The sequence below is a fragment of the Gordonia sp. YC-XJ4 genome, from assembly GCF_059511865.1.
In genome coordinates, this window is record NZ_CM183447.1 from 1,818,377 (window position 1) to 1,835,803 (window position 17,427).

16 protein-coding genes and 1 pseudogene are annotated in these 17,427 nt (G+C 67.1%); 8 read left to right on the top strand and 9 right to left on the bottom strand.

Annotated elements, in window-relative coordinates:
• Positions 1 to 89: 89 nt before the first annotated feature.
• Positions 90 to 1,079 (top strand): LLM class flavin-dependent oxidoreductase, encoded by a 990-nt coding sequence (locus tag AC5ZH6_RS07950; protein WP_265077813.1) that lies wholly within the window; start codon positions 90 to 92, stop codon positions 1,077 to 1,079.
• On the opposite strand, the gene AC5ZH6_RS07955 is transcribed toward AC5ZH6_RS07950, so the two are convergent.
• Both AC5ZH6_RS07955 and AC5ZH6_RS07960 read right to left on the bottom strand, forming a co-directional pair.
• Positions 1,066 to 1,503 carry a TIGR03668 family PPOX class F420-dependent oxidoreductase gene (locus AC5ZH6_RS07955; RefSeq protein WP_288338042.1) on the bottom strand — a complete coding sequence of 146 codons (438 nt, stop codon included), beginning with the start codon at positions 1,501 to 1,503 and terminating at the stop codon, positions 1,066 to 1,068. The genes AC5ZH6_RS07950 and AC5ZH6_RS07955 overlap by 14 nt on opposite strands.
• Positions 1,504 to 1,564: 61 nt before the next feature.
• Positions 1,565 to 2,158: a TIGR03086 family metal-binding protein gene (locus tag AC5ZH6_RS07960; protein WP_288338043.1), complete on the bottom strand. Its 594-nt coding sequence runs from the start codon at positions 2,156 to 2,158 to the stop codon at positions 1,565 to 1,567.
• A gap of 94 nt (positions 2,159 to 2,252) precedes the next feature.
• Here AC5ZH6_RS07960 and AC5ZH6_RS07965 point away from each other — a divergent pair, with 94 nt between their 5' ends.
• From AC5ZH6_RS07965 to AC5ZH6_RS07975, 3 genes are read left to right on the top strand one after another with little or no spacing between them, the layout of a single operon-like run.
• Entirely contained in the window at positions 2,253 to 3,203 is a 951-nt protein-coding gene (locus AC5ZH6_RS07965; RefSeq protein ID WP_496168880.1) for a helix-turn-helix transcriptional regulator, read from the top strand.
• Positions 3,204 to 3,260: 57 nt separating this feature from the next.
• Positions 3,261 to 3,653, top strand: coding sequence for a hypothetical protein (locus tag AC5ZH6_RS07970; RefSeq protein ID WP_006373021.1), 393 nt, complete (start codon positions 3,261 to 3,263; stop codon positions 3,651 to 3,653).
• Positions 3,654 to 3,655: 2 nt separating this feature from the next.
• On the top strand, positions 3,656 to 4,498 hold the full coding sequence (locus AC5ZH6_RS07975; protein WP_094602224.1) for an alpha/beta hydrolase: 843 nt from the start codon (positions 3,656 to 3,658) through the stop codon (positions 4,496 to 4,498).
• On the opposite strand, the gene AC5ZH6_RS07980 is transcribed toward AC5ZH6_RS07975, so the two are convergent.
• Together AC5ZH6_RS07980 and AC5ZH6_RS07985 are read right to left on the bottom strand one after the other, a co-directional pair.
• Positions 4,461 to 5,711 (bottom strand): SAM-dependent methyltransferase, encoded by a 1,251-nt coding sequence (locus tag AC5ZH6_RS07980; RefSeq protein WP_265077817.1) that lies wholly within the window; start codon positions 5,709 to 5,711, stop codon positions 4,461 to 4,463. The two genes, AC5ZH6_RS07975 and AC5ZH6_RS07980, sit on opposite strands and share 38 nt — an antisense overlap.
• Before the next feature lie 159 nt (positions 5,712 to 5,870).
• A complete protein-coding gene (locus AC5ZH6_RS07985; protein ID WP_006373018.1) occupies positions 5,871 to 7,298 on the bottom strand; it encodes an aldehyde dehydrogenase family protein in 1,428 nt (475 codons plus the stop codon).
• 158 nt (positions 7,299 to 7,456) lie between these two features.
• Here AC5ZH6_RS07985 and AC5ZH6_RS07990 point away from each other — a divergent pair, with 158 nt between their 5' ends.
• The 3 genes from AC5ZH6_RS07990 (at position 7,457) to AC5ZH6_RS08000 (ending at position 9,034) form a co-directional block, all read left to right on the top strand.
• The gene (locus tag AC5ZH6_RS07990; protein WP_014359385.1) at positions 7,457 to 7,777 is read left to right on the top strand and encodes a putative quinol monooxygenase; all 321 of its coding nucleotides are present in this window, start codon (positions 7,457 to 7,459) and stop codon (positions 7,775 to 7,777) included.
• Between the two features lie 100 nt (positions 7,778 to 7,877).
• Complete coding sequence (locus AC5ZH6_RS07995) at positions 7,878 to 8,582, top strand: TNT domain-containing protein (protein ID WP_496168885.1); 705 nt, start codon at positions 7,878 to 7,880, stop codon at positions 8,580 to 8,582.
• Between the two features lie 2 nt (positions 8,583 to 8,584).
• A complete protein-coding gene (locus tag AC5ZH6_RS08000; RefSeq protein WP_014359387.1) occupies positions 8,585 to 9,034 on the top strand; it encodes an Imm63 family immunity protein in 450 nt (149 codons plus the stop codon).
• Here the strand turns inward: AC5ZH6_RS08000 and AC5ZH6_RS08005 are convergent.
• The 5 genes and pseudogenes from AC5ZH6_RS08005 to AC5ZH6_RS08025 form a co-directional block, all read right to left on the bottom strand.
• Positions 9,026 to 11,371, bottom strand: a complete 2,346-nt coding sequence (locus AC5ZH6_RS08005) for an MMPL family transporter (RefSeq protein WP_496169194.1) — start codon at positions 11,369 to 11,371, stop codon at positions 9,026 to 9,028. The genes AC5ZH6_RS08000 and AC5ZH6_RS08005 overlap by 9 nt on opposite strands.
• A 522-nt stretch (positions 11,372 to 11,893) precedes the next feature.
• A pseudogene (locus AC5ZH6_RS08010) lies at positions 11,894 to 12,019 on the bottom strand (TetR/AcrR family transcriptional regulator); the annotation flags it as partial.
• Positions 12,020 to 12,128: 109 nt separating this feature from the next.
• The gene (locus tag AC5ZH6_RS08015) at positions 12,129 to 13,655 is read right to left on the bottom strand and encodes a DEAD/DEAH box helicase (RefSeq protein WP_014359390.1); all 1,527 of its coding nucleotides are present in this window, start codon (positions 13,653 to 13,655) and stop codon (positions 12,129 to 12,131) included.
• A 280-nt stretch (positions 13,656 to 13,935) separates the two neighbouring features.
• Positions 13,936 to 14,172: a hypothetical protein gene (locus tag AC5ZH6_RS08020; RefSeq protein ID WP_006373011.1), complete on the bottom strand. Its 237-nt coding sequence runs from the start codon at positions 14,170 to 14,172 to the stop codon at positions 13,936 to 13,938.
• Positions 14,173 to 14,207: 35 nt separating this feature from the next.
• Positions 14,208 to 15,731 (bottom strand): alkaline phosphatase family protein, encoded by a 1,524-nt coding sequence (locus tag AC5ZH6_RS08025; protein WP_414536949.1) that lies wholly within the window; start codon positions 15,729 to 15,731, stop codon positions 14,208 to 14,210.
• A gap of 214 nt (positions 15,732 to 15,945) precedes the next feature.
• Between AC5ZH6_RS08025 and AC5ZH6_RS08030 the strand changes: the two genes are divergently transcribed.
• A complete protein-coding gene (locus AC5ZH6_RS08030) occupies positions 15,946 to 17,403 on the top strand; it encodes a dihydrolipoyl dehydrogenase family protein (RefSeq protein WP_496168888.1) in 1,458 nt (485 codons plus the stop codon).
• Positions 17,404 to 17,427 lie beyond the last annotated feature (24 nt).

Here is a 17,427-nt window from a genome sequence, read left to right on the forward strand (position 1 = left end):
AGCGTTGAGGGTGGGTTGAGCATTCGCCACTAGCGTCGCGGGTGTACCGCTGTTGCGACCACCGACCGCCAATGATCAGGAGCCGACCGATGAAGCTCGCTCTCTATCTCCCCAACTTCCGCGACGAGGTGACCGTCAAGGAGCTCGAAGACCTCACCGCGCTGGCCGAGGACCTCGATTTCGATTCGGTGTGGACCCTCGACCGCATCGTCGTGCCCGAGGCGTCCGACCGCGAAGAACTGGAGTATTCGTTCGGGATGATGGCCGATCTACCCAACGGATTGCCGGTCATCTCACGCGGCAAGTGGTTCCAGGGAATGCCGCTGATTCCGTGGCTGGCCGCCAAGACCAGCAAGGTGCGGATCGGTATGAGCATCATCGATACCCCGTACCGGTCGCCGGGCGTGCTGGCCGCCGAGCTCGCCACCCAGGACCACCTGTCCAACGGGCGACTCAACGTGGGCATCGGAAGTGGCTGGATGCCTGAGGAATTCGCTGCAGCCAGCGTCTCCCACCTGTTTCCCCGCCGGCACGGACATGTGCGGGAAACGATCGAGATCATGCAGGGCATCTGGTCCAACGACCTGTTCGAGTACCACGGTGAGTTCGCCGACTTCCCGCTGTCGGGCTTCGGGCACAAGCCGATCCAGAAGCCCGGACCGCCGATCTACTTCTCCGGACTCAAGGACCCCAAACGTTCGGCGCGTCGCATCGCCAAGTACGGACTGCAGGGCTGGATCGGAATCCAGGATTCGCCAGAGGACATCGCGAGATGGAAGGGTGAGATCGGCCGAGAGCTCAACGAACTCGGACACGACTTCCCGGACGGTTTCGACATGTGCAGCATGATCTGGTTCGTGATCACCGACGAGCCGACCGACCAGACGCCGGCGGGCAAGGCGTCCAATCTGCTTGCCGGAACCGCTCAGCAGATCGAGGACATCCTCAAGCGGTACCGGGACGCCGGCATGACGATGCCGCTGTTGTGGCCGCCGTTCCGGGATGTCCCGACCTCGAAGACGATGGACGATCTGAAGCGACTGACCGAAGAAATCCTGCCCAAGGTCAACGCGGGCTGACGGCGCCGGTCTGCGCGGACCAGTGGTGCCAGCGCAGACCGGTCACGATGATCACCGCGCCGTGCGGGCGGTGGTCGCGATACTGCGGATACTTCCTCGCCAACGCGGTGATGGCCGTCGTCCCCTCCTCGGTGGCGGCGTCGACGACGACCGCGTGACCGTCCACCCGTACCCACCAGAGCTCTTCCCATTCGTCGGAGTAGTGATCGACGAGCACCGACATCCGAGGATTCTCCTCGATGTTCGCCAGGCGTCTGAGGGCTTGGGAGCGTTTGGGTTTGTGGTCGACGCAGGTGACGAGACGCTCGTCATCGAGCGCGAAGACGATCGGCACCAGATGCGGTGTGCCGTCGGCGCGCGCGGTGGCCAGACGAGCCACGCGCGCCGCGGCGAAAGCCCGCACATAGGTGTTGTCGAAGGACATGGGGTCTACGCTCGCACATCTTCGACGCGGCAGAGCGCGATCGTCAGGCACGGCGTGATCGTCAGGCACGCGTCCACGGCGCGGACTCACGGCCCGACCAGTTCGCCAACCGTTCGGTGGCGCCGGCCTCGGGGCGGGGTTCGACGACGGCGTCGAACGGCACCTCGTCGTCGGCGCGGATCTCGGCCGGGATGAATTGTCGTGCGACCGCGAGTGTGGTCTCGGCAAGTGCCGGCTCGGTCTCGGCGTTCTGGCCGGTGGCCACGGCGAGGTCCCAGCCGTGGACCAGGGTTTCGTTGACGTAACCCCACAGTGCTCCGGCTCCCGGAACCTCGCCCCACGGAACACGTACCGGTGCAGAGAGTTTCGCGTCGTCGGACCAGAGCGCCACGGCCTGGTCGGTGGCGTTGGCGTAGGTGGCGGCATCGTGATGCTCGTCGATGCTGGGAATGGCGAGAACGTCGTCGCCGGCGGCGAGCGCGACCGCCCGGTGGGCGGTGCCGTTGAGGTGTCGGGCGAGCATGCGGACGTCGAAGTCGTCACACGGTGTGGGGGAGTCGAGCTGATCATCGCGAACGTGGGCGAGTAGGTCGCCGACCCATTGGGTGGCCGCGGTGTAGAAGGGGCGGGGATCTGCGGGCTGGGTGTTGGTCATGATGGTGGTCCTTTCGGGTTCTTCGGGCTGGTGAGGACCAGTGAACCCGCGAAACCTGACATCTACTGTCGTGATTTTCTGACAGACTTCTCGCATGCGCGCCGAGCGGTTGTTGTCGGTCCTGATGCTGTTGCGATCTCGGGGCCGGATGACCGCTGCCGAGCTGGCGACGGAGCTGGAGGTCTCCGAACGTACGGTGCTCCGCGACATCGAGGCGCTGTCGTTGTCCGGTGTGCCGGTCTACTCCGAACGGGGCCGCCATGGCGGATTCGCGTTGGTCCCGGGATATCGGACGGACCTCTCGGGACTGACGCTGCACGAATCGATCGCCCTGCTCTCCGGCGGAGGACGAATCGACTCGCCGGCGGCGGCGCGGGCCAAACGCAAACTCGAGGCATCCCTACCGGATGCGCACCGCGGGCAGGTGGCCGACGCGGCCCGTCGAATCCTGGTGCGCCCGGACGGATTCGTGAAAGCGGCCGACGACCTCGATGCGCTGCCGCCGGTACAACAGGCCGTCGTCGAAGGCCGGCGGATTGCCGTGGTCTATCGGCGGCCCGGAGCCGAGCCCGCCGAACGCGTTCTCGATCCGATCGGGCTCATCGTCGCCGGCGACACCTGGTATTTGGTCGCGAATTCCCAAGGAGCCGAACGTATGTATCGGATCTCGAGGATGTCGGACGTGCGCCTTCTCGACGAGCCCGCCGACCGTGCGGACTCCGTCGATCTCGAGCTGGTGTGGGAACGCCGTAGGGATGCGTTCCGCTCCGGTTTCACGCCGCTCGACGTGACGGTCGCGTGCTCACCGGAATCGGTGGAGGCCCTGACGCGTGGACCGGTATCCGTCCTGTCCGTGGAACCCGACTCCGACGCGACCGAAACAGCCGACGGGGTGCGCGTGACGCTGCGCTTCGGCGACGGGGCGCGCGCGACACGGATCCTGTGGTGGCTGTCGTTCGACATCGAGCTCTCGGTGATCGAGCCGATTGCGCTCCGACGAGAGTTGGCAGAACGCGCCCAGCGACTCGCGGCAGTGCACATTTGAACCGTCGGTGCCCGCATTTGCCCCCTGCACCTCGCGCGAACAGCGATAATGGCACCCATGGCAGACAAAGGTGTGCATGGGGTGGGGGCGCGTCCCGGTGAGCGTCAGCGAATCCGGAAGCTGGCGCAGGCCGCACTCAACGCGGATGTGACCGTCGAGCAGGTCGACACGATCCTGACCGATCTGGGCTCGGCGCTCGATGGCTTCGACCGCACGCTGTCCGACCTGGACGGCACCATCGAATCGCTCAACTCCACCCTGGGTCAGCTGAGTACGACCCTGAACATGGTCGATGCGACCGTGGATCGGATGGCCGACGTCGTCGCGCGTCTGGAGAAGGTCGTCGGCAGGGTGGAAGTGCTTGTCGCGGTGGGTGAGACGGCGCTGAAGCCGCTCGGCGCGATCGAATCGGCCGGACGCAGTGTGATGTCGCGGATCGGGCTGGGGTGACCATGTCGGAAGCCGAAGAACGACGGTTCCGCGGAGCGCACGGCGAGACGATCGTCTACGACCTGTACCGGCCGGATGCCGGTGAGCCGCGTGCCGTGGTTGTCATCGCACACGGGATGGGTGAGCACGGTCGGCGCTACCGGCACGTCGTCGATGCACTCACCGGGGCCGGGTATCTCGTGGCCGTTCCCGATCACCTCGGTCACGGGCGATCCGGTGGGGCGCGGATGCGCATCATCCGGTTCAGCCAGTACACCGACGACCTTGCTCGGGTGGTCTCCGAGACGGCGATCGACGGCGTGCCGACCTTCTTGATCGGCCACAGCATGGGCGGGTGCATTGCCCTGGACTACGCCCTCGATCACCCCGAAGCCCTTGCCGGACTGGTGTTATCCGGGGCGGCGATCATGCCGGGTGACGATCTGCCCGGTCCGCTGATCGCGGTGTCCAAGCTGGTGGGCAAGATCGCACCGAACCTGCCGACCCTCGCGCTGGACTCGGGCAGCATCAGCCGCGATCCGGCGGTGGTCGCCGACTACGAGTCCGACCCGCTGGTGCACCGCGGCAAGATTCCCGCCCGTCTCGGAGCCGAGATGGTCTCGACCATGCAGTCGTTCCCCGCGCGGCTGCCTTCGCTGCGGATGCCGGTGCTGGTGATGCACGGCAGCGAGGACACGCTCACCAATCCGGACGGCAGCCGGCTCGTCGACGAGTTGGCGTCGTCGACCGACAAGACGTTGATCATCTGGGACGGGTTGCGTCATGAGATCTTCAACGAGCCCGAAAAGGACGAGGTGATCGGCACTCTCACGCGGTGGCTGGCCCAGCGGGTCGGCGCATCGTGATCTGCTCGACGTCCATGCGGCCGTCCCGGAAGGCCATACGCCCGCCGACGAGGTAGAGCCGCCACACCCGCGCCATCTCCTCGCCGACGAGGTCGACGACGGCGGCCTGGTTCTTCTCGAACGTCTCGTACCACGCGTCGACGGTGCGCACGTAGTCCTGGCCCATGTGCCGGATGTCGGTCACGTGCAGCCCGGCGTCGGCGAGCATGCCGACCGTCTGCGAGACCGGACGCATGTACATGTCGGGGGCGATGAACGACTCGATGAACGGGCCACCACCGGGATGGTGTCCGGCGCGTCGCGACATCTGCTGGATGCACACGCCGCCGCCGGGGATCACCTTGTCGTGCAACACTTTCGCGTACGTGGGGTAGTTGCGTTGCCCCACATGTTCGCCCATCTCGATCGAGGCGACGGCATCGAAGCCGGTGTCGGGGATCTCGCGGTAGTCCTGCACGCGGATCTCCACCAGGTCGCCGAGGCCGCGTTCGGCGATCCGGGCGTCGATGAACTGTTTCTGCTCGGCGGCGATCGTCACACCGACGACGCGAGTGCCATAGTGCTGGGCTGCATACAGCGACAGCGAACCCCACCCGCATCCGATGTCGAGGAGGCGGGCTCCCGGCTCGAGCTGGTCCAGCCCGACGTTGCGGCACACCCGATCCAGCTTGTCGGCTTGTGCATCGGCCAGCGAGTATCCGGGATCGTCGGAGGTCCACAACGCGCTCGAATACGCCATGTGCTCGTCGAGGAGCAACGCGTAGAAGTCGTTCGACAGGTCGTAGTGATGGCTGATCGCGGCCCGGTCCCGGGCACGCGAATGCAGTCGCCCGCGCACCCGCGCCTGCGTTGCCGGCGGGGCCAACGGCAGGCCGAGAAGCCGGTGGGTGACGGCGAGTCGGGCGAGGTCGAACAGCAGACGGGGTGTCGGACGGATCGGCCCGAGACCGCGCTCGGTGACCGCCGCCCACAGGTGGGTCAGCGCCTCGTCGAGGTCGCCGGAGACGTCGAGTTCGCCGGTCACATAGGCCTGCGCCGCACCGAGTTCGCCCGGATGCCACAGCATGCGCCGCAACGCATCCCGGCTGTAGAGGACGACGTGGGGTGCGTCGTCGGGGCCGGCGGTGCTGCCGTCCCACGCGGTCAGATGCACCGGCAGGTCGCCGCCGATCCGGTCTTCGATCACGCGTGCCAGCGATGCGGCGACGGTCATGGGGCCTCCTCGGATGGGGTCGGTCACCCGTTGTTCGCCGCCCGCCGCGGAGCGGATGGGTCGTTACGGGCCGCAGTTGTCCGCCGACGGCGCCCCCCGAGATGGCGAGCGCTGTCGGCGGTACCCGAGGCGCCGCCATGCGACGCTGTGCCCGATGGGTCAGGCGCTGTAGCCCAGCAGCGACTTGACCTCGAGGAAGTCCTCGAAGCCGTAGTCGCCGCCCCACTCGCGGCCGTTGCCGCTCTTCTTGTAGCCGCCGAACGGGGCGGCCGGGTCGACCTGCGCGCCGTTGAGCGAGATCGATCCGGCTCGGATCGCCCCACCGATACGACGCACCTCGTCGAGGTCCTTGCCGGACACGTAGCCGGCCAGGCCGTACTCGGTGTCGTTGGCGATCTTGATGGCCTCGTCGATCGAGTCGTAACCGATCACCACCAGCACCGGCCCGAAGACCTCGGTGCGGGCGATCTCCATGTCGTTGGTGACGTTGGTGAACACGGTCGGCTTGACATAGAAGCCCGTCTCCAGACCGTCCGGTCGACCCGCCCCGCCGATGACGGCGTTGGCGCCCTCGTCGATCGCGCGCTCGATGAGACCCTGGATCTTGTCGAACTGGGCCTCGGAGACCACCGGGCCCAGCCGGACGCTGCTGTTGGGATCACCGACGGTCAGGTCGGCACCGGTGGCCTTGGCGATCTCGGCGACCTCGTCGAGCCGCGAGTTGGGAACGAGCATGCGGCTCGGCGCATTACACGACTGTCCCGAGTTGAGCATCATCGTCGCGATGCCGCCGGCGACGTTCTTCGCGAAGTCCTCGTCGTCGAGGATGATGTTGGGGCTCTTGCCGCCGAGTTCCTGCGCCACGCGCTTGACCGACGGGGCCGCGTTCTTGGCGACCTCGATGCCCGCCCGGGTGGAACCGGTGAAGGAGATCATGTCGACGTCGGGGTGCGACGACAATGCGACACCGACCCCCGGCCCGTCACCGTTGACGAGATTGAACACACCGGCGGGAACGCCTGCGGCGTCCATGATCTCGGCCACGATGGCCGCGCTGAACGGCGCGATCTCCGACGGCTTGAGCACGACGGTGCAGCCGGTGGCCAGGGCCGGGGCCAGCTTGCACATCACCTGGTTGAGCGGCCAGTTCCACGGAGTGATGAACCCGCACACGCCGACCGGCTCCTTGACGATGCGGTGGCTGCCGCGGTCCTCACCGAACGAATAGGTGGGCAGAGTCGCCGCGGCGGTCATGAGGTGACCCAGCCCGATCGGTACCTGAGCAGCCTTCGACAACCCGGCCGGAGCGCCCATCTCCTCGGTGACCGCAGCGGCCAGATCGTCCATGCGCTTCTGATACTCGGCGACGATGGCGTTGAGTACGGCGGTGCGCTCCTCGACGGAGGTGACGCCCCAGGTGGTGAAGGCCCGCTTCGCCGCAGCGACGGCGGCATCGACGTCGGCGGCCGTGCCGAGGGCGACCTGACCCGCCGACTTCTCGGTGGCCGGGTTGATCACGTCGATGAGATTCAGCTCGGTCGGCTCGACCCACTGGCCATCGATGTAGAACTTGGTGATCTCGCGCATGTGTCCTCCGTCTCGGGGCTGATGCCCGTGTGTGTTCCACCCCACAGTATCCCTCCCGGACGGCGCCCGAGCTAGCGGTCGGTAAGCGCGGGTGAACTGTCTCAGAACGAGACGGATCGACGCACCGAACGACCGGTTGGCGTCCTAGGCTGATCCTCATGATCCACATCGTCGCCACCTGGAAGATCAAGCCCGAATACGCCGACTCCTGGCCGTCGCTGAGCAAGGAATTCACCGAGGCCACGCGCTCCGAACCGGGCAATCGCTGGTTCGAGTGGTCGCGCAGCATCGACGACCCGAACGCCTACGTCCTCATCGAGGCCTTCGACGACGACGCCGCGGGAGCCCACGTCAACAGCGATCACTTCGCGAAGGCCACCGCCGAGCTGCCGGCCTATCTTGCCGAGACCCCGAAGATCATCAACACCACCGTCGATCAGGACGACTGGTCGGAACTGGGGGAGATGGCGGTCGATTAGGACTGCGCTTCTCTGAGATCGGGCTGTACAAATAGAGAGGCGCGGTTAAGATCTGTGCAGCTCGCCATGGTGACGAGCACCTTTGTAGAAAGGCGCGGCCATGGTTCGTCGCAGAGTTCTGTTGATTCTGTGCGTTTCTGTCTCGATCATTCTCTCGGGCGGCGGGATTGCCTCGGCCGCACCGGGTTCGGTCGATCTCGGGTCATCCGGCTGGGATATTCCGGGAATCACGCACGGCTGCTCGAAAGAACTGTTCAACGGAGACAAGCGACTCGGGCCCGAAACCCTGTCGAACAAGGCTCCGGTGGGTCCGCAATTGGTCGGTTACCACCGATTCGGAAAGCTCAACGCCACATCTTTCCTGAAGAAGTGGTGGAATGTCGGAAAGAACACCTGGAACTGGCCCGACAAGCAGGGCTACGTGCTCGACGGCAACGGCAATCCGATCAAGAGTGAGTTCACCCTGTCGCCCGGAACGCGAATCGACCGCTATGGCAGCGAGTACGGCAACTTCTTGGCGCCCGAGGGGACACCTTACGCCAAGCGTGGCCTGCCCCCGGTGAACCTGGTTGGCGACTACCCCGAATCGTGCAACTACCACGACTACACGGTGCTCAAGCCCATGAAGGTCTACAGCGGCAAGATCGCCCCTGTATTCGAGCAGCCCAGCCTCGGCCTGCAATACGAGGTGGTGGCCGACCTGCTGGTGGTCACACCGAAGGACGAGGAGTGCGGAGCGACGGTGAACGTCTTCTGGCTGCGATGCGCGGGCTATCTGCAACAGACCTTTCCGGGACCGCAGTAGCGGTGACCCGACCGCCGAACCTGCTCGACGACGAGACGCGCGCACGCATCGAGGACCTCGCGCGCCGGATGGACGCCCGGCCCGGTGATGTGCCGGAACTCGGATTCGTGCGCGACGATGGCTTCCCGTCCTGCTGGCAGGCGCCGGACGGCTCCTGGCATCTGATGAGCCGGGAACGGGGACAGGTCATTTCCGATCGGGTGGCCACCGATCGTGAGGAGTTCGTGCGGATCGTCGCCGAGCAGATCGCCGAGATGCGGGCCCACCGGCTCCACGAGCCGGGTACGCCGGACTTCCGGCGTGCGGCATGGCAGGAACAGTACGACGCACTCGGATCGGTCGACCGAGGGTGGGCCCGGCAATGGCTCGACGCCACGCGAGCGGAGTTGATCTCGCGTGGCGCCGACGCCGCGGTGCTCGGCGGGTTGCCGTCGGCGGAGGATTCAGCGTGAGGTGCTGACGGGTTCGCGTTCGGGCTCGTCATCGGGTGCCGTGCCGGCACCGAGCTGCTCGCCCTCGATGTCGATGTTGGGCAGGATGCGGTCGAGCCAGCGTGGCAGCCACCACGCCTTGTCGCCGAGCAGGGTGAGCACGGCGGGCATCAGCGTCATGCGGATGATGAACGCGTCGAAGACGACGGCGATGGCGAGTGCGAAGCCCATCACCTTGATGAACTGCATGTCCTGCAACATGAACGCGGCGAACACCGAGATCATGATGGCGGCGGCCGCGGCCACCACGCGCGCACTGTGCCGGTACCCGATGACGACCGCCTGCTTCGCGTCGGCGCCGTGTACGTAGGCTTCCCGCATTCGCGTCACCAGGAACACCTGATAATCCATCGCCAAGCCGAACACGATGCCCACCAACATGATCGGCAAGAAGCTCACCAGTGGCTGCGGGTTGCTGATGAGGCCGCCCCAACCGTCGGTGAACAGTGCGACGGTGACACCGAAGGTGGCCGCGACCGACAGCAGGAACCCGAGTGCGGCGACCAGCGGCACGAGGATCGAGCGGAACACCACGATCAGGATCAGGAACGCCAGACCGACCACGATCAGCACGTAGGGGATCAGCGAACTCGACAACCGGTCGGAGACATCGAGTTCGATCGCCGTCTGCCCGGTGACCCCGTACGTCAGGCCGGTGCGTTTCTCGACGCCGGACTCCATGTCGCGTAGGTGGGTCACCAGATCGTGTGTCTGGTCCGAATCGGCGGCGCTGGAGGGGATCACGGAGATCTCGACGGTGTCGCCGGCCTTGTTGATGCCGTCGGCGGCGATCCATGCGTGTGCCACACCGTTGGTGGAGCGCACCTGATCGACGAGGCGATCGAAGGCCTGCACGCGTTCGGGTTCACCGGTGACCCCGCGTCCGTCGACCACGAGGACGAGCGGTCCGTTGTAGCCGGGTCCGTATTCGTCGGCGACGAGGTCGTAGGCCTGTCGCTGGGTGGTCGAGGGGTCCGAGGTGCCGTCGTTGGGCAACGCCAGTTTGAGTCCCACCAGCGGCAAGGCCAGCAGGATCAGCAGCACGACGATGACACCGGTGATCACGCGCGGATGCTCCACCACCCGCCGCACGTAGCGCTGCCCGTTGTGCACGCGCACCGACTCATCGCCGGTGACGTCGGGGGCGTTGAGGAAGCGTAGGCGGCCGGCAAAGGCCTTGCTGCCGAACAGCCCCAGGATCGCGGGCAGCAACGTCAACGCCACCAGGACGGCCACGATGACGGTGCCCGCGGCGGCGATGCCCATCGCGGTCAGGAACGGGATGTTGACCACGGCGAGCGCGGCGAGCGCGATCACCACCGTCGACCCGGCGAACACCACTGCCGAGCCCGCGGTGCCCACTGCGCGTCCGGCGGCCTCGGCGCGGCTCGCCGACTTGTGTATCTCGTGTCGGTAGCGCGAGACGATGAACAAGGCGTAGTCGATTCCGACGGCCAGGCCGATCATCGTCGCGAGCACCGGGGTTTCCTGGCTCAGGTCAAAGAAGCCGGTGGCGATGGATACACCGAGCATGCCCACGGCGACACCGATGATCGCGGTCAGAATCGGCATACCCCAGGCGACCAGGGAGGCGAAGGTCAGGATCAGGATGATCGCGCCGATCCCGATACCGATGATCTCCGAGGTTTCACTGAGCTTGAATCCGCTTGTGGCGGTGCCCTTCATCTCGACGGTCAGGCCGGCGTCGCGGCCGGTCTGGGCGACCTTGTCCATCGCGTCGTGCATCGACGAGGTGACATCCGCGGCGGCCGAGACATCGAACCCCGCCCCGAACTGCACGGCGGTGGCGTCGGCGTTGACCGGCGCTCCGGCCTGCACGGTGGCCGCCGCGGCCTCGGGGGTGGCGCCGAATGTCTTCTCCTGGAAGGCGATCAGCTGCTGACGGATGGGCCCGGGGTTGGCCTGGGTGCCGTAGACCTGCAGCGGATTGATGAGCTTGTCGGGGTTCTTCACCTTCTCGACGGTCTTGAGCTCGTCGAGCATGCGCTGCACCGCGTCGGCGTAACGCGGGTCGGTGAGCGATGCACCCTTGGGTGTGGCCACCACGTAGGTCACGCTGACGTCGTCACCGAATTTCGGCTTGTCCGGAAAGCGTTCGACCATGAGGTTCTGCGCCCGCTCGGACGGAATGCCCGGGATCGAGAAACTCTCGGTGGTGGGTTTGGACAGGAAGGCGGCGCCGACACCGAGTGCGATCAGCACCAAGATCCACACTGCGATCGTCTTGAACCGGTTGGTGTAGGCCCAGCGGCCCACCCGGGACAGGAATGTTGCCACGGAACAAAACTCCTCAGTTGTTGGACAAGCTCGGGGATGTGATCGGAAGTTGTTGTGCCATGCCGGCTCCCAGCTGATCGAAAGCGGCGTCGAGCATCTCGCGGGCGGAGTGGTGCACCGTGTCGCGGTGCCCGACCAGAATTCGAGCGCGGTCCGCGCCGCACACAGTGCGGTGGTGAACGCAAGATGGGGGTGCAGGGTCTCGGGGTCGGCACCGCGGGCGGCCATCATCGCCGACAGTCGGGTGTCGATCGACGCGCCGAGGTCGATGCTGCGGGAGTGCGCGGTCAGGGCGGGTTCGGTGTCGAACAGGCGCAGCAGGGTGACCAGCGCCTCCGGGTCGGTGTCGGAGTCGGTGGCGATCTCGGTCATTGCGAATCGCAGGGAATCCCAGAGTGATTCGCCCTCCGGGCGGGCGCGGACGCCATCGTCGATGCGGTCGAGGAGAACGCCGACAAAGGCGATGAGGGCGTCCTCTTTGCTGGTGAAGTAATTGTGGAAGGTACGCACCGACACCCCGACCTCGGCGGCGACGGCGTCGATGGTCACCGCGTCGATGCCGTCGCGGGTGGCCAGGGTCAGGACGGCCTCTGCGAGGGCGAGGCGGGTGGCCGCCTTCTTGGACTCACGCAGGCCGGAGGAACGCATGACTCCCACCGTACGGAAATTGCACGGGCCTGCAATGTTGCAGACCCGTGCAATTATGAGGGGCTTGTCTCACCGCGACCCGCAGGTGACGCGGGTCACGCGAGTGTGATCAGCGAGCCGACGACGAGGTGTGTCGACGTGCGACCTGGCCGTTGCCGTTGCGGCCGTTGCCGCGCCGTGCATTGCTCTGTCCGTCGCGGCTGCGGGCCCCACCGGACCGCGCGGCGGTTCCGGTGCGAGGGGTGCTCGACTCCGGGTGGCCGGTCGCCGACCGGTGACCGTTGCCCGAGCGTGACCGTGAGCTCTGGCCGCCGGACTGCTCGCTGCGCGCGCGGCCGCCGCTGTGGCCGCCACCGTCGCGACTCCCGGCGCGGGCGCCACCGCGGTTGCGTCCGCCGGACTGGCCGCCGGATCGACGCGGTCCGCGCGCCTGCCGTTGCGGCGCGGGCTGCTCGGGGGCGGGCGTGACATGGGCGGCCCGCTCGCCGACGAGGGTGACGACGGCGTCGGAGCCGGCGTCCACACGCTGCGGGGTCACCTGGATCTTCGCCTTGTGCAGCAGCGAACGCAGGTCCCGGCGCTGCTCGGGCAGGCACACGGTGACGACGTCACCGGCGTTGCCGGCACGCGCGGTACGACCCGAGCGGTGCAGGTAGGCCTTGTGCTCGGCCGGCGGATCGACGTGCACGACCAGCTCGATGCCGTCGACGTGCACACCGCGTGCGGCGACGTCGGTGGCGACGAGCACCCGGACCGAGCCGTTGCCGAAGGCGGCCAGACTGCGGTCGCGCTGTGCCTGCGACAGGTTGCCGTGCAGATCAACCGCGGGAATGCCGTCGGCGGTCAGCTTCTTCGCGAGCTTCTTGGCCTGGTGCTTGGTGCGGGTGAACAGGATTCGTCGGCCGGTGCCGGAAGCGAGGGTGTTGATCAATGCGGTCTTGTCGCCGGCGCCCGCCACCTCGAAGACGTGGTGGGTCATCTGCTCGACGGGCGAGGAGGAGTCGTCGACCGAGTGCATCACCGGCTTGTTCAGGAATCGCTTGACGAGTTTGTCGACGCCGTTGTCGAGGGTGGCCGAGAACAGCATCCGCTGTCCGTCGGCGGGGGTGGCCGCGAGGATGCGGGTGACGGCGGGCAGGAAGCCGAGGTCGGCCATGTGATCGGCCTCGTCGAGCACGGTGATCTCGACGTTGTCCAGACGCACGATGCGTTGCTGCACAAGGTCTTCCAGGCGGCCGGGGCAGGCGACGACGATGTCGGCGCCGCGGCGCATCGCGTCTTCCTGACGCTTCTGGCTGACGCCGCCGAAGATCGTGGTGACGCGCAGGCTCAGCGCAGCTGCGAGGGGTTCGATGGCCGTCGCGATCTGGGTGGCCAGCTCACGGGTGGGGGCCAGGACCAGTCCGGTCGGTGCACCCGGGGTGCGGGTGACCTCCATCTCGGCCAGTCCGGCGACCAGCGGGATGGAGAAGGCCAGGGTCTTGCCGGAGCCGGTACGGCCACGGCCGAGGACGTCGGCACCGTCGAGGGTGTCGGTCAGGGTGTCGGCCTGGATGGGAAACGCCTCGGTCTTGCCGTCGGCGGCGAGTACCTCGACGAGTGCGGTGGGTACACCGAGGGATGCGAATGTCGTCATACGTGTGGTGCCTTTCGGGCAGTCTCACGGCGCAGGGATCACCCACATCCGCGAGAGGGATGGCGAACGCGCGGGTCCGCGCATTCGTTCGCCGTATGAAGTGGAGTGATCGAGGCGGTTCTCTCCGACCGGCAGGCCAGTAGGCCCGGGTGGGACCGCCGAAAACAGTCGTTCTACGACGTCTGACTCCGCGCTGGGCGGGTCATTCGTTGGCCAACGCTACACGGTTGCGGCGAGAATGGGCGAATCGTGGCGCGAGTCACCTCCGGTCACACGCGTCTCAGGCGACGCTGCTCGCGACGGCCACGATCACTCCCGCGACGGTGAGGACCCCGACGACGACCGCACACGCGATGGCCGTACGGCGACGGCCCTGACGTGCGGCGCTGATGCCGAGGCCGACGGCGATGAGGATCGCTGCGGCATACACCGAGATGCCGATGGTGAGCCCGGCGACGGCGCCGTTACTCATTGCGAGCACCTGCGGACAGCGGCCCTGATCACGCGTACCGATCATGGTCCGAGTACATCACGGTCATCCCGCGGCGACGGTCACCCGGTCGGTGCTCGTCGGGTTCCCGGCTGCTGGCGCGGCATCGAATTCGGCGGGACCGGGTAGGGCCGGCCGTGCCCGGCGGTACCCGCCGCGATGTTGGGACCGCATTGCAGCAATGCGTTCTGCGCGTCGGGATTGGGGTCGCCGAAGTGCGGCCGCGCGGAATTCGGCCGACTGCCGAAGTCAAAGGCCGAGGTCATGTCGCCGACGGTCGCACGGCGCCACGCCGTCAGGTTGGGCACGTCGACGCCGAACCGCTTCTCGATCAGCCTCAGCTGCGAGGTGTGGTCGAAGGTCTCCGAGGCCACGAGTCCGCCACGGCTGTAGGGCGAGATCACGAAGCAGGGCACGCGATAGCCGAGGCCGATGGGGCCGCGGATGCCCTTGGCTGCCGGGAACCGGTTGAGATCGCCGACGCTCACGTACTCGCCGGCGGTACCCGGAGGTGCCGTCGGCGGGGTGACGTGATCGAAGAAGCCGCCGTTCTCGTCGTAACTGATGATCAGGGCGGTCTTTTCCCACACCGCCGGATTGGACGTGAGGATGTCGAGGAGTTGCACGATGCCGACGGCGCCGAGGGCGGCGGGCAATGCCGGATGCTCGCATTCCATCGCCGGTGGGATCACCCAGGAGACCTTCGGCAGGCGGTTGGCCTTGACGTCTGCGGCGAAGTCGTTGGGGTAGGTGGGGGCGATACCGCGCTTGGCGAGTTCGGAATTCGGGTCCTGGGCCTGCTTGAAGCAGCCCATCATGCCGTCGAGGATCACCGACGAGACCGGCCCGAAGTCCTTGTTGTTGTAGATCTTCCAGCTCACCCCGGCCTCTTGGAGGTTCTCCGGCATGGTTCGCCACGAATAGACGAACTTGGGGATGAGCGTGGGGGTTTCGAGGAGCGGCCCGCCGTGGCGGCCCTCCGGATCGAGGGTTGCACTCATCCAGTACAGGCGATTGGGGTCGGTGGGTCCGAGCACCGAGCAGTGGTAGCCGTCGCACAGGGTGAAGGCCTCGGCGAGCGAGCGGTGGACCGGGATGTCCTCACGTTCGTAGTAGCCCATCAGTGCCGGGGCGTTGTCGGGGCCGACCGACTTGATCGACATCGGGAGCCAGCCGTCGTTGCGGCCGCCGTTCCAGGCCTGGTGCAAGCCGGCCCACGAATGGTCGGGGTCGTTGATGCACTCGCCGTCGAGGTTGGGCCCCGCGGTGGTGTCCAGCCGGAACGGCATGGTGTAGCCGCTGGGCGTCGGGCCCTTGCCCGGTGCCCATCCGTACTGCTTCCACTTGGTGGATTCCTCACCGAAACCCCGTACGCCGGAATAGGTTCCGAAGTAGTGGTCGAACGAGCGGTTCTCCTGCATGAAGAGCACGATGTGCTCGATGTCGGCGAGTGATCCGGTCCCGCCGGGATCGGCCGATGCATAGGCCTTGTCGATGATCGGTGCAGCCCACGAGGTGAGCAACGCGCCCCCGCCGGTTGCGGCGACACGCCTCAGGAATTCACGCCGACCCAGTCCTGCAAACATCGATGAACCCTCATCTCCTCGTCGAGTCCCACGGGGCAGGCTGTGCCCCGCCATGACCCGCGGACGGTATCCGACCCACACCAACGGCGGGTGAATCCGCTGTGATGCCCGCGAATCCCTCAGCACCCTAGCACCTCGAGGTGCTCGCGGAGGAGTGTCGCCGGGATTGCCGGAGTTGTCGAATCCCGCATCGCGGCGCGCCTACGGTGGAGGGATGTCCACGACAGCGACTTACGACGTCCTGGTGATCGGCGGAGGCCCGGCCGGGGAGAACGCGGCCGATTACGCGATCCGCGGAAGCGACCGCACCGCGGCGATCATCGACCACGAACTCGTCGGCGGGGAGTGCTCGTATTGGGCGTGCATGCCCAGTAAGGCATTGCTCGGGGCGGGTGCCGCCTTGGACGGGGCTGCCGGTCTTCCCGGTGCTCGTCCGTCGCTGGCGTCGATGAGCCCGGACCGCGGCGCGCTGATGGCCTGGCGTGACGACTTCACCTCCCATCGCGACGACGCCTCCCAGGTGCAGTGGGCGCGATCGGCCGGCATCGATGTCATCCGTGGGCGCGCGCGGCTGGTCGGGGAGCGGGAGGTCGAGGTGAGTGGCACCGAGGGGGTCCGGCGGCTGCGCGCACGCCGGGCGGTGGTCCTGGCGACCGGCAGTACCGCCACCATCCCGCCGATCCCGGGTCTGGCCGCCGCGCTGCCCTGGACTTCCCGTGACGCCACCAACCTGACCGACGTGCCGCGCCGGGTGGCGATCCTCGGCGGCGGCGTGGTGGCGTGCGAGGCGGCGACGTGGCTCACCGACCTCGGCTCCGCGGTCACCCTGGTGGTCCGTGGGGATCGCCTCCTCGCGAGCGCGGAACCTTTTGCCGGACAACGGGTTGCCGACGCACTGTCCGAGCGCGGCGTCGATGTGCGACTGCGCGCCACGATCGCCGAGGTGGGTAGGGACGACGCCCGCGACACCGGATACGGTCGGCTCCACGGTGGACCGGTCCGAGTGCACATCGCCGATCGCGACGGCGCGGTGACCGATGAGATCGAGGTCGACGAGATCATCGTCGCCGCCGGTCGCGCACCCGCGACCGCCGACCTCGGTCTCGAGGTCCTCGGCATCGATCCGCACCGACCACTCGACGTCGACGATCATCTCACCGTCGGCGAGCATTCATGGCTCTATGCGGTCGGCGACGTGAATTCGCGTGCGCCCTTGACACACATGGGCAAGTACCAGGCCAGGGTCGCCGGCGAGGTGATCGCCGCCCGCGCCGACGGCACCGATCTCGTCGACCCCCGTTATCGCGCCCTGGCCGATCACGGCGCCGTGCCCCAGGTGGTCTTCACGCGACCGCAGGTCGGCAGCGTCGGACTCACCGAACGCGCCGCGCGCGACGCGGGCATCGATGTACAGATCTCGGCGCTCGACATCGCGGTCGCCGGATCGTCCCTCGAACGCGACAACTATCGAGGTCATGCACAACTGGTGATCGACCGGTCCCGCGATCTGATCGTCGGAGTCACCTTCGTCGGCCCCGAGGTCGCCGAACTGCTGCATTCGGCAACGGTGGCGGTCGTGGGAAGGGTTCGGCTGCAACAGCTCTGGCACGCGGTGCCGTCGTATCCGACGGTCAGCGAGGTATGGCTGCGGCTCCTGGAGCAGGTGCACTGAGGTTTCGAGCCCCGGGGATCGGGC

What these genes read in the sequence shown, in the direction of transcription:
- AC5ZH6_RS07950 (WP_265077813.1), top strand. Translation starts at nt 90, where the DNA reads ATGAAGCTCGCTCTCTATCTCCCCAACTTCCGCGACGAGGTGACCGTC.
- AC5ZH6_RS07955 (WP_288338042.1), bottom strand. Translation starts at nt 1,503, where the DNA reads ATGTCCTTCGACAACACCTATGTGCGGGCTTTCGCCGCGGCGCGCGTG.
- AC5ZH6_RS07960 (WP_288338043.1), bottom strand. Translation starts at nt 2,158, where the DNA reads ATGACCAACACCCAGCCCGCAGATCCCCGCCCCTTCTACACCGCGGCC.
- AC5ZH6_RS07965 (WP_496168880.1), top strand. Translation starts at nt 2,253, where the DNA reads ATGCGCGCCGAGCGGTTGTTGTCGGTCCTGATGCTGTTGCGATCTCGG.
- AC5ZH6_RS07970 (WP_006373021.1), top strand. Translation starts at nt 3,261, where the DNA reads ATGGCAGACAAAGGTGTGCATGGGGTGGGGGCGCGTCCCGGTGAGCGT.
- AC5ZH6_RS07975 (WP_094602224.1), top strand. Translation starts at nt 3,656, where the DNA reads ATGTCGGAAGCCGAAGAACGACGGTTCCGCGGAGCGCACGGCGAGACG.
- AC5ZH6_RS07980 (WP_265077817.1), bottom strand. Translation starts at nt 5,711, where the DNA reads ATGACCGTCGCCGCATCGCTGGCACGCGTGATCGAAGACCGGATCGGC.
- AC5ZH6_RS07985 (WP_006373018.1), bottom strand. Translation starts at nt 7,298, where the DNA reads ATGCGCGAGATCACCAAGTTCTACATCGATGGCCAGTGGGTCGAGCCG.
- AC5ZH6_RS07990 (WP_014359385.1), top strand. Translation starts at nt 7,457, where the DNA reads ATGATCCACATCGTCGCCACCTGGAAGATCAAGCCCGAATACGCCGAC.
- AC5ZH6_RS07995 (WP_496168885.1), top strand. Translation starts at nt 7,878, where the DNA reads ATGGTTCGTCGCAGAGTTCTGTTGATTCTGTGCGTTTCTGTCTCGATC.
- AC5ZH6_RS08015 (WP_014359390.1), bottom strand. Translation starts at nt 13,655, where the DNA reads ATGACGACATTCGCATCCCTCGGTGTACCCACCGCACTCGTCGAGGTA.
- AC5ZH6_RS08020 (WP_006373011.1), bottom strand. Translation starts at nt 14,172, where the DNA reads ATGATCGGTACGCGTGATCAGGGCCGCTGTCCGCAGGTGCTCGCAATG.
- AC5ZH6_RS08025 (WP_414536949.1), bottom strand. Translation starts at nt 15,731, where the DNA reads ATGTTTGCAGGACTGGGTCGGCGTGAATTCCTGAGGCGTGTCGCCGCA.
- AC5ZH6_RS08030 (WP_496168888.1), top strand. Translation starts at nt 15,946, where the DNA reads ATGTCCACGACAGCGACTTACGACGTCCTGGTGATCGGCGGAGGCCCG.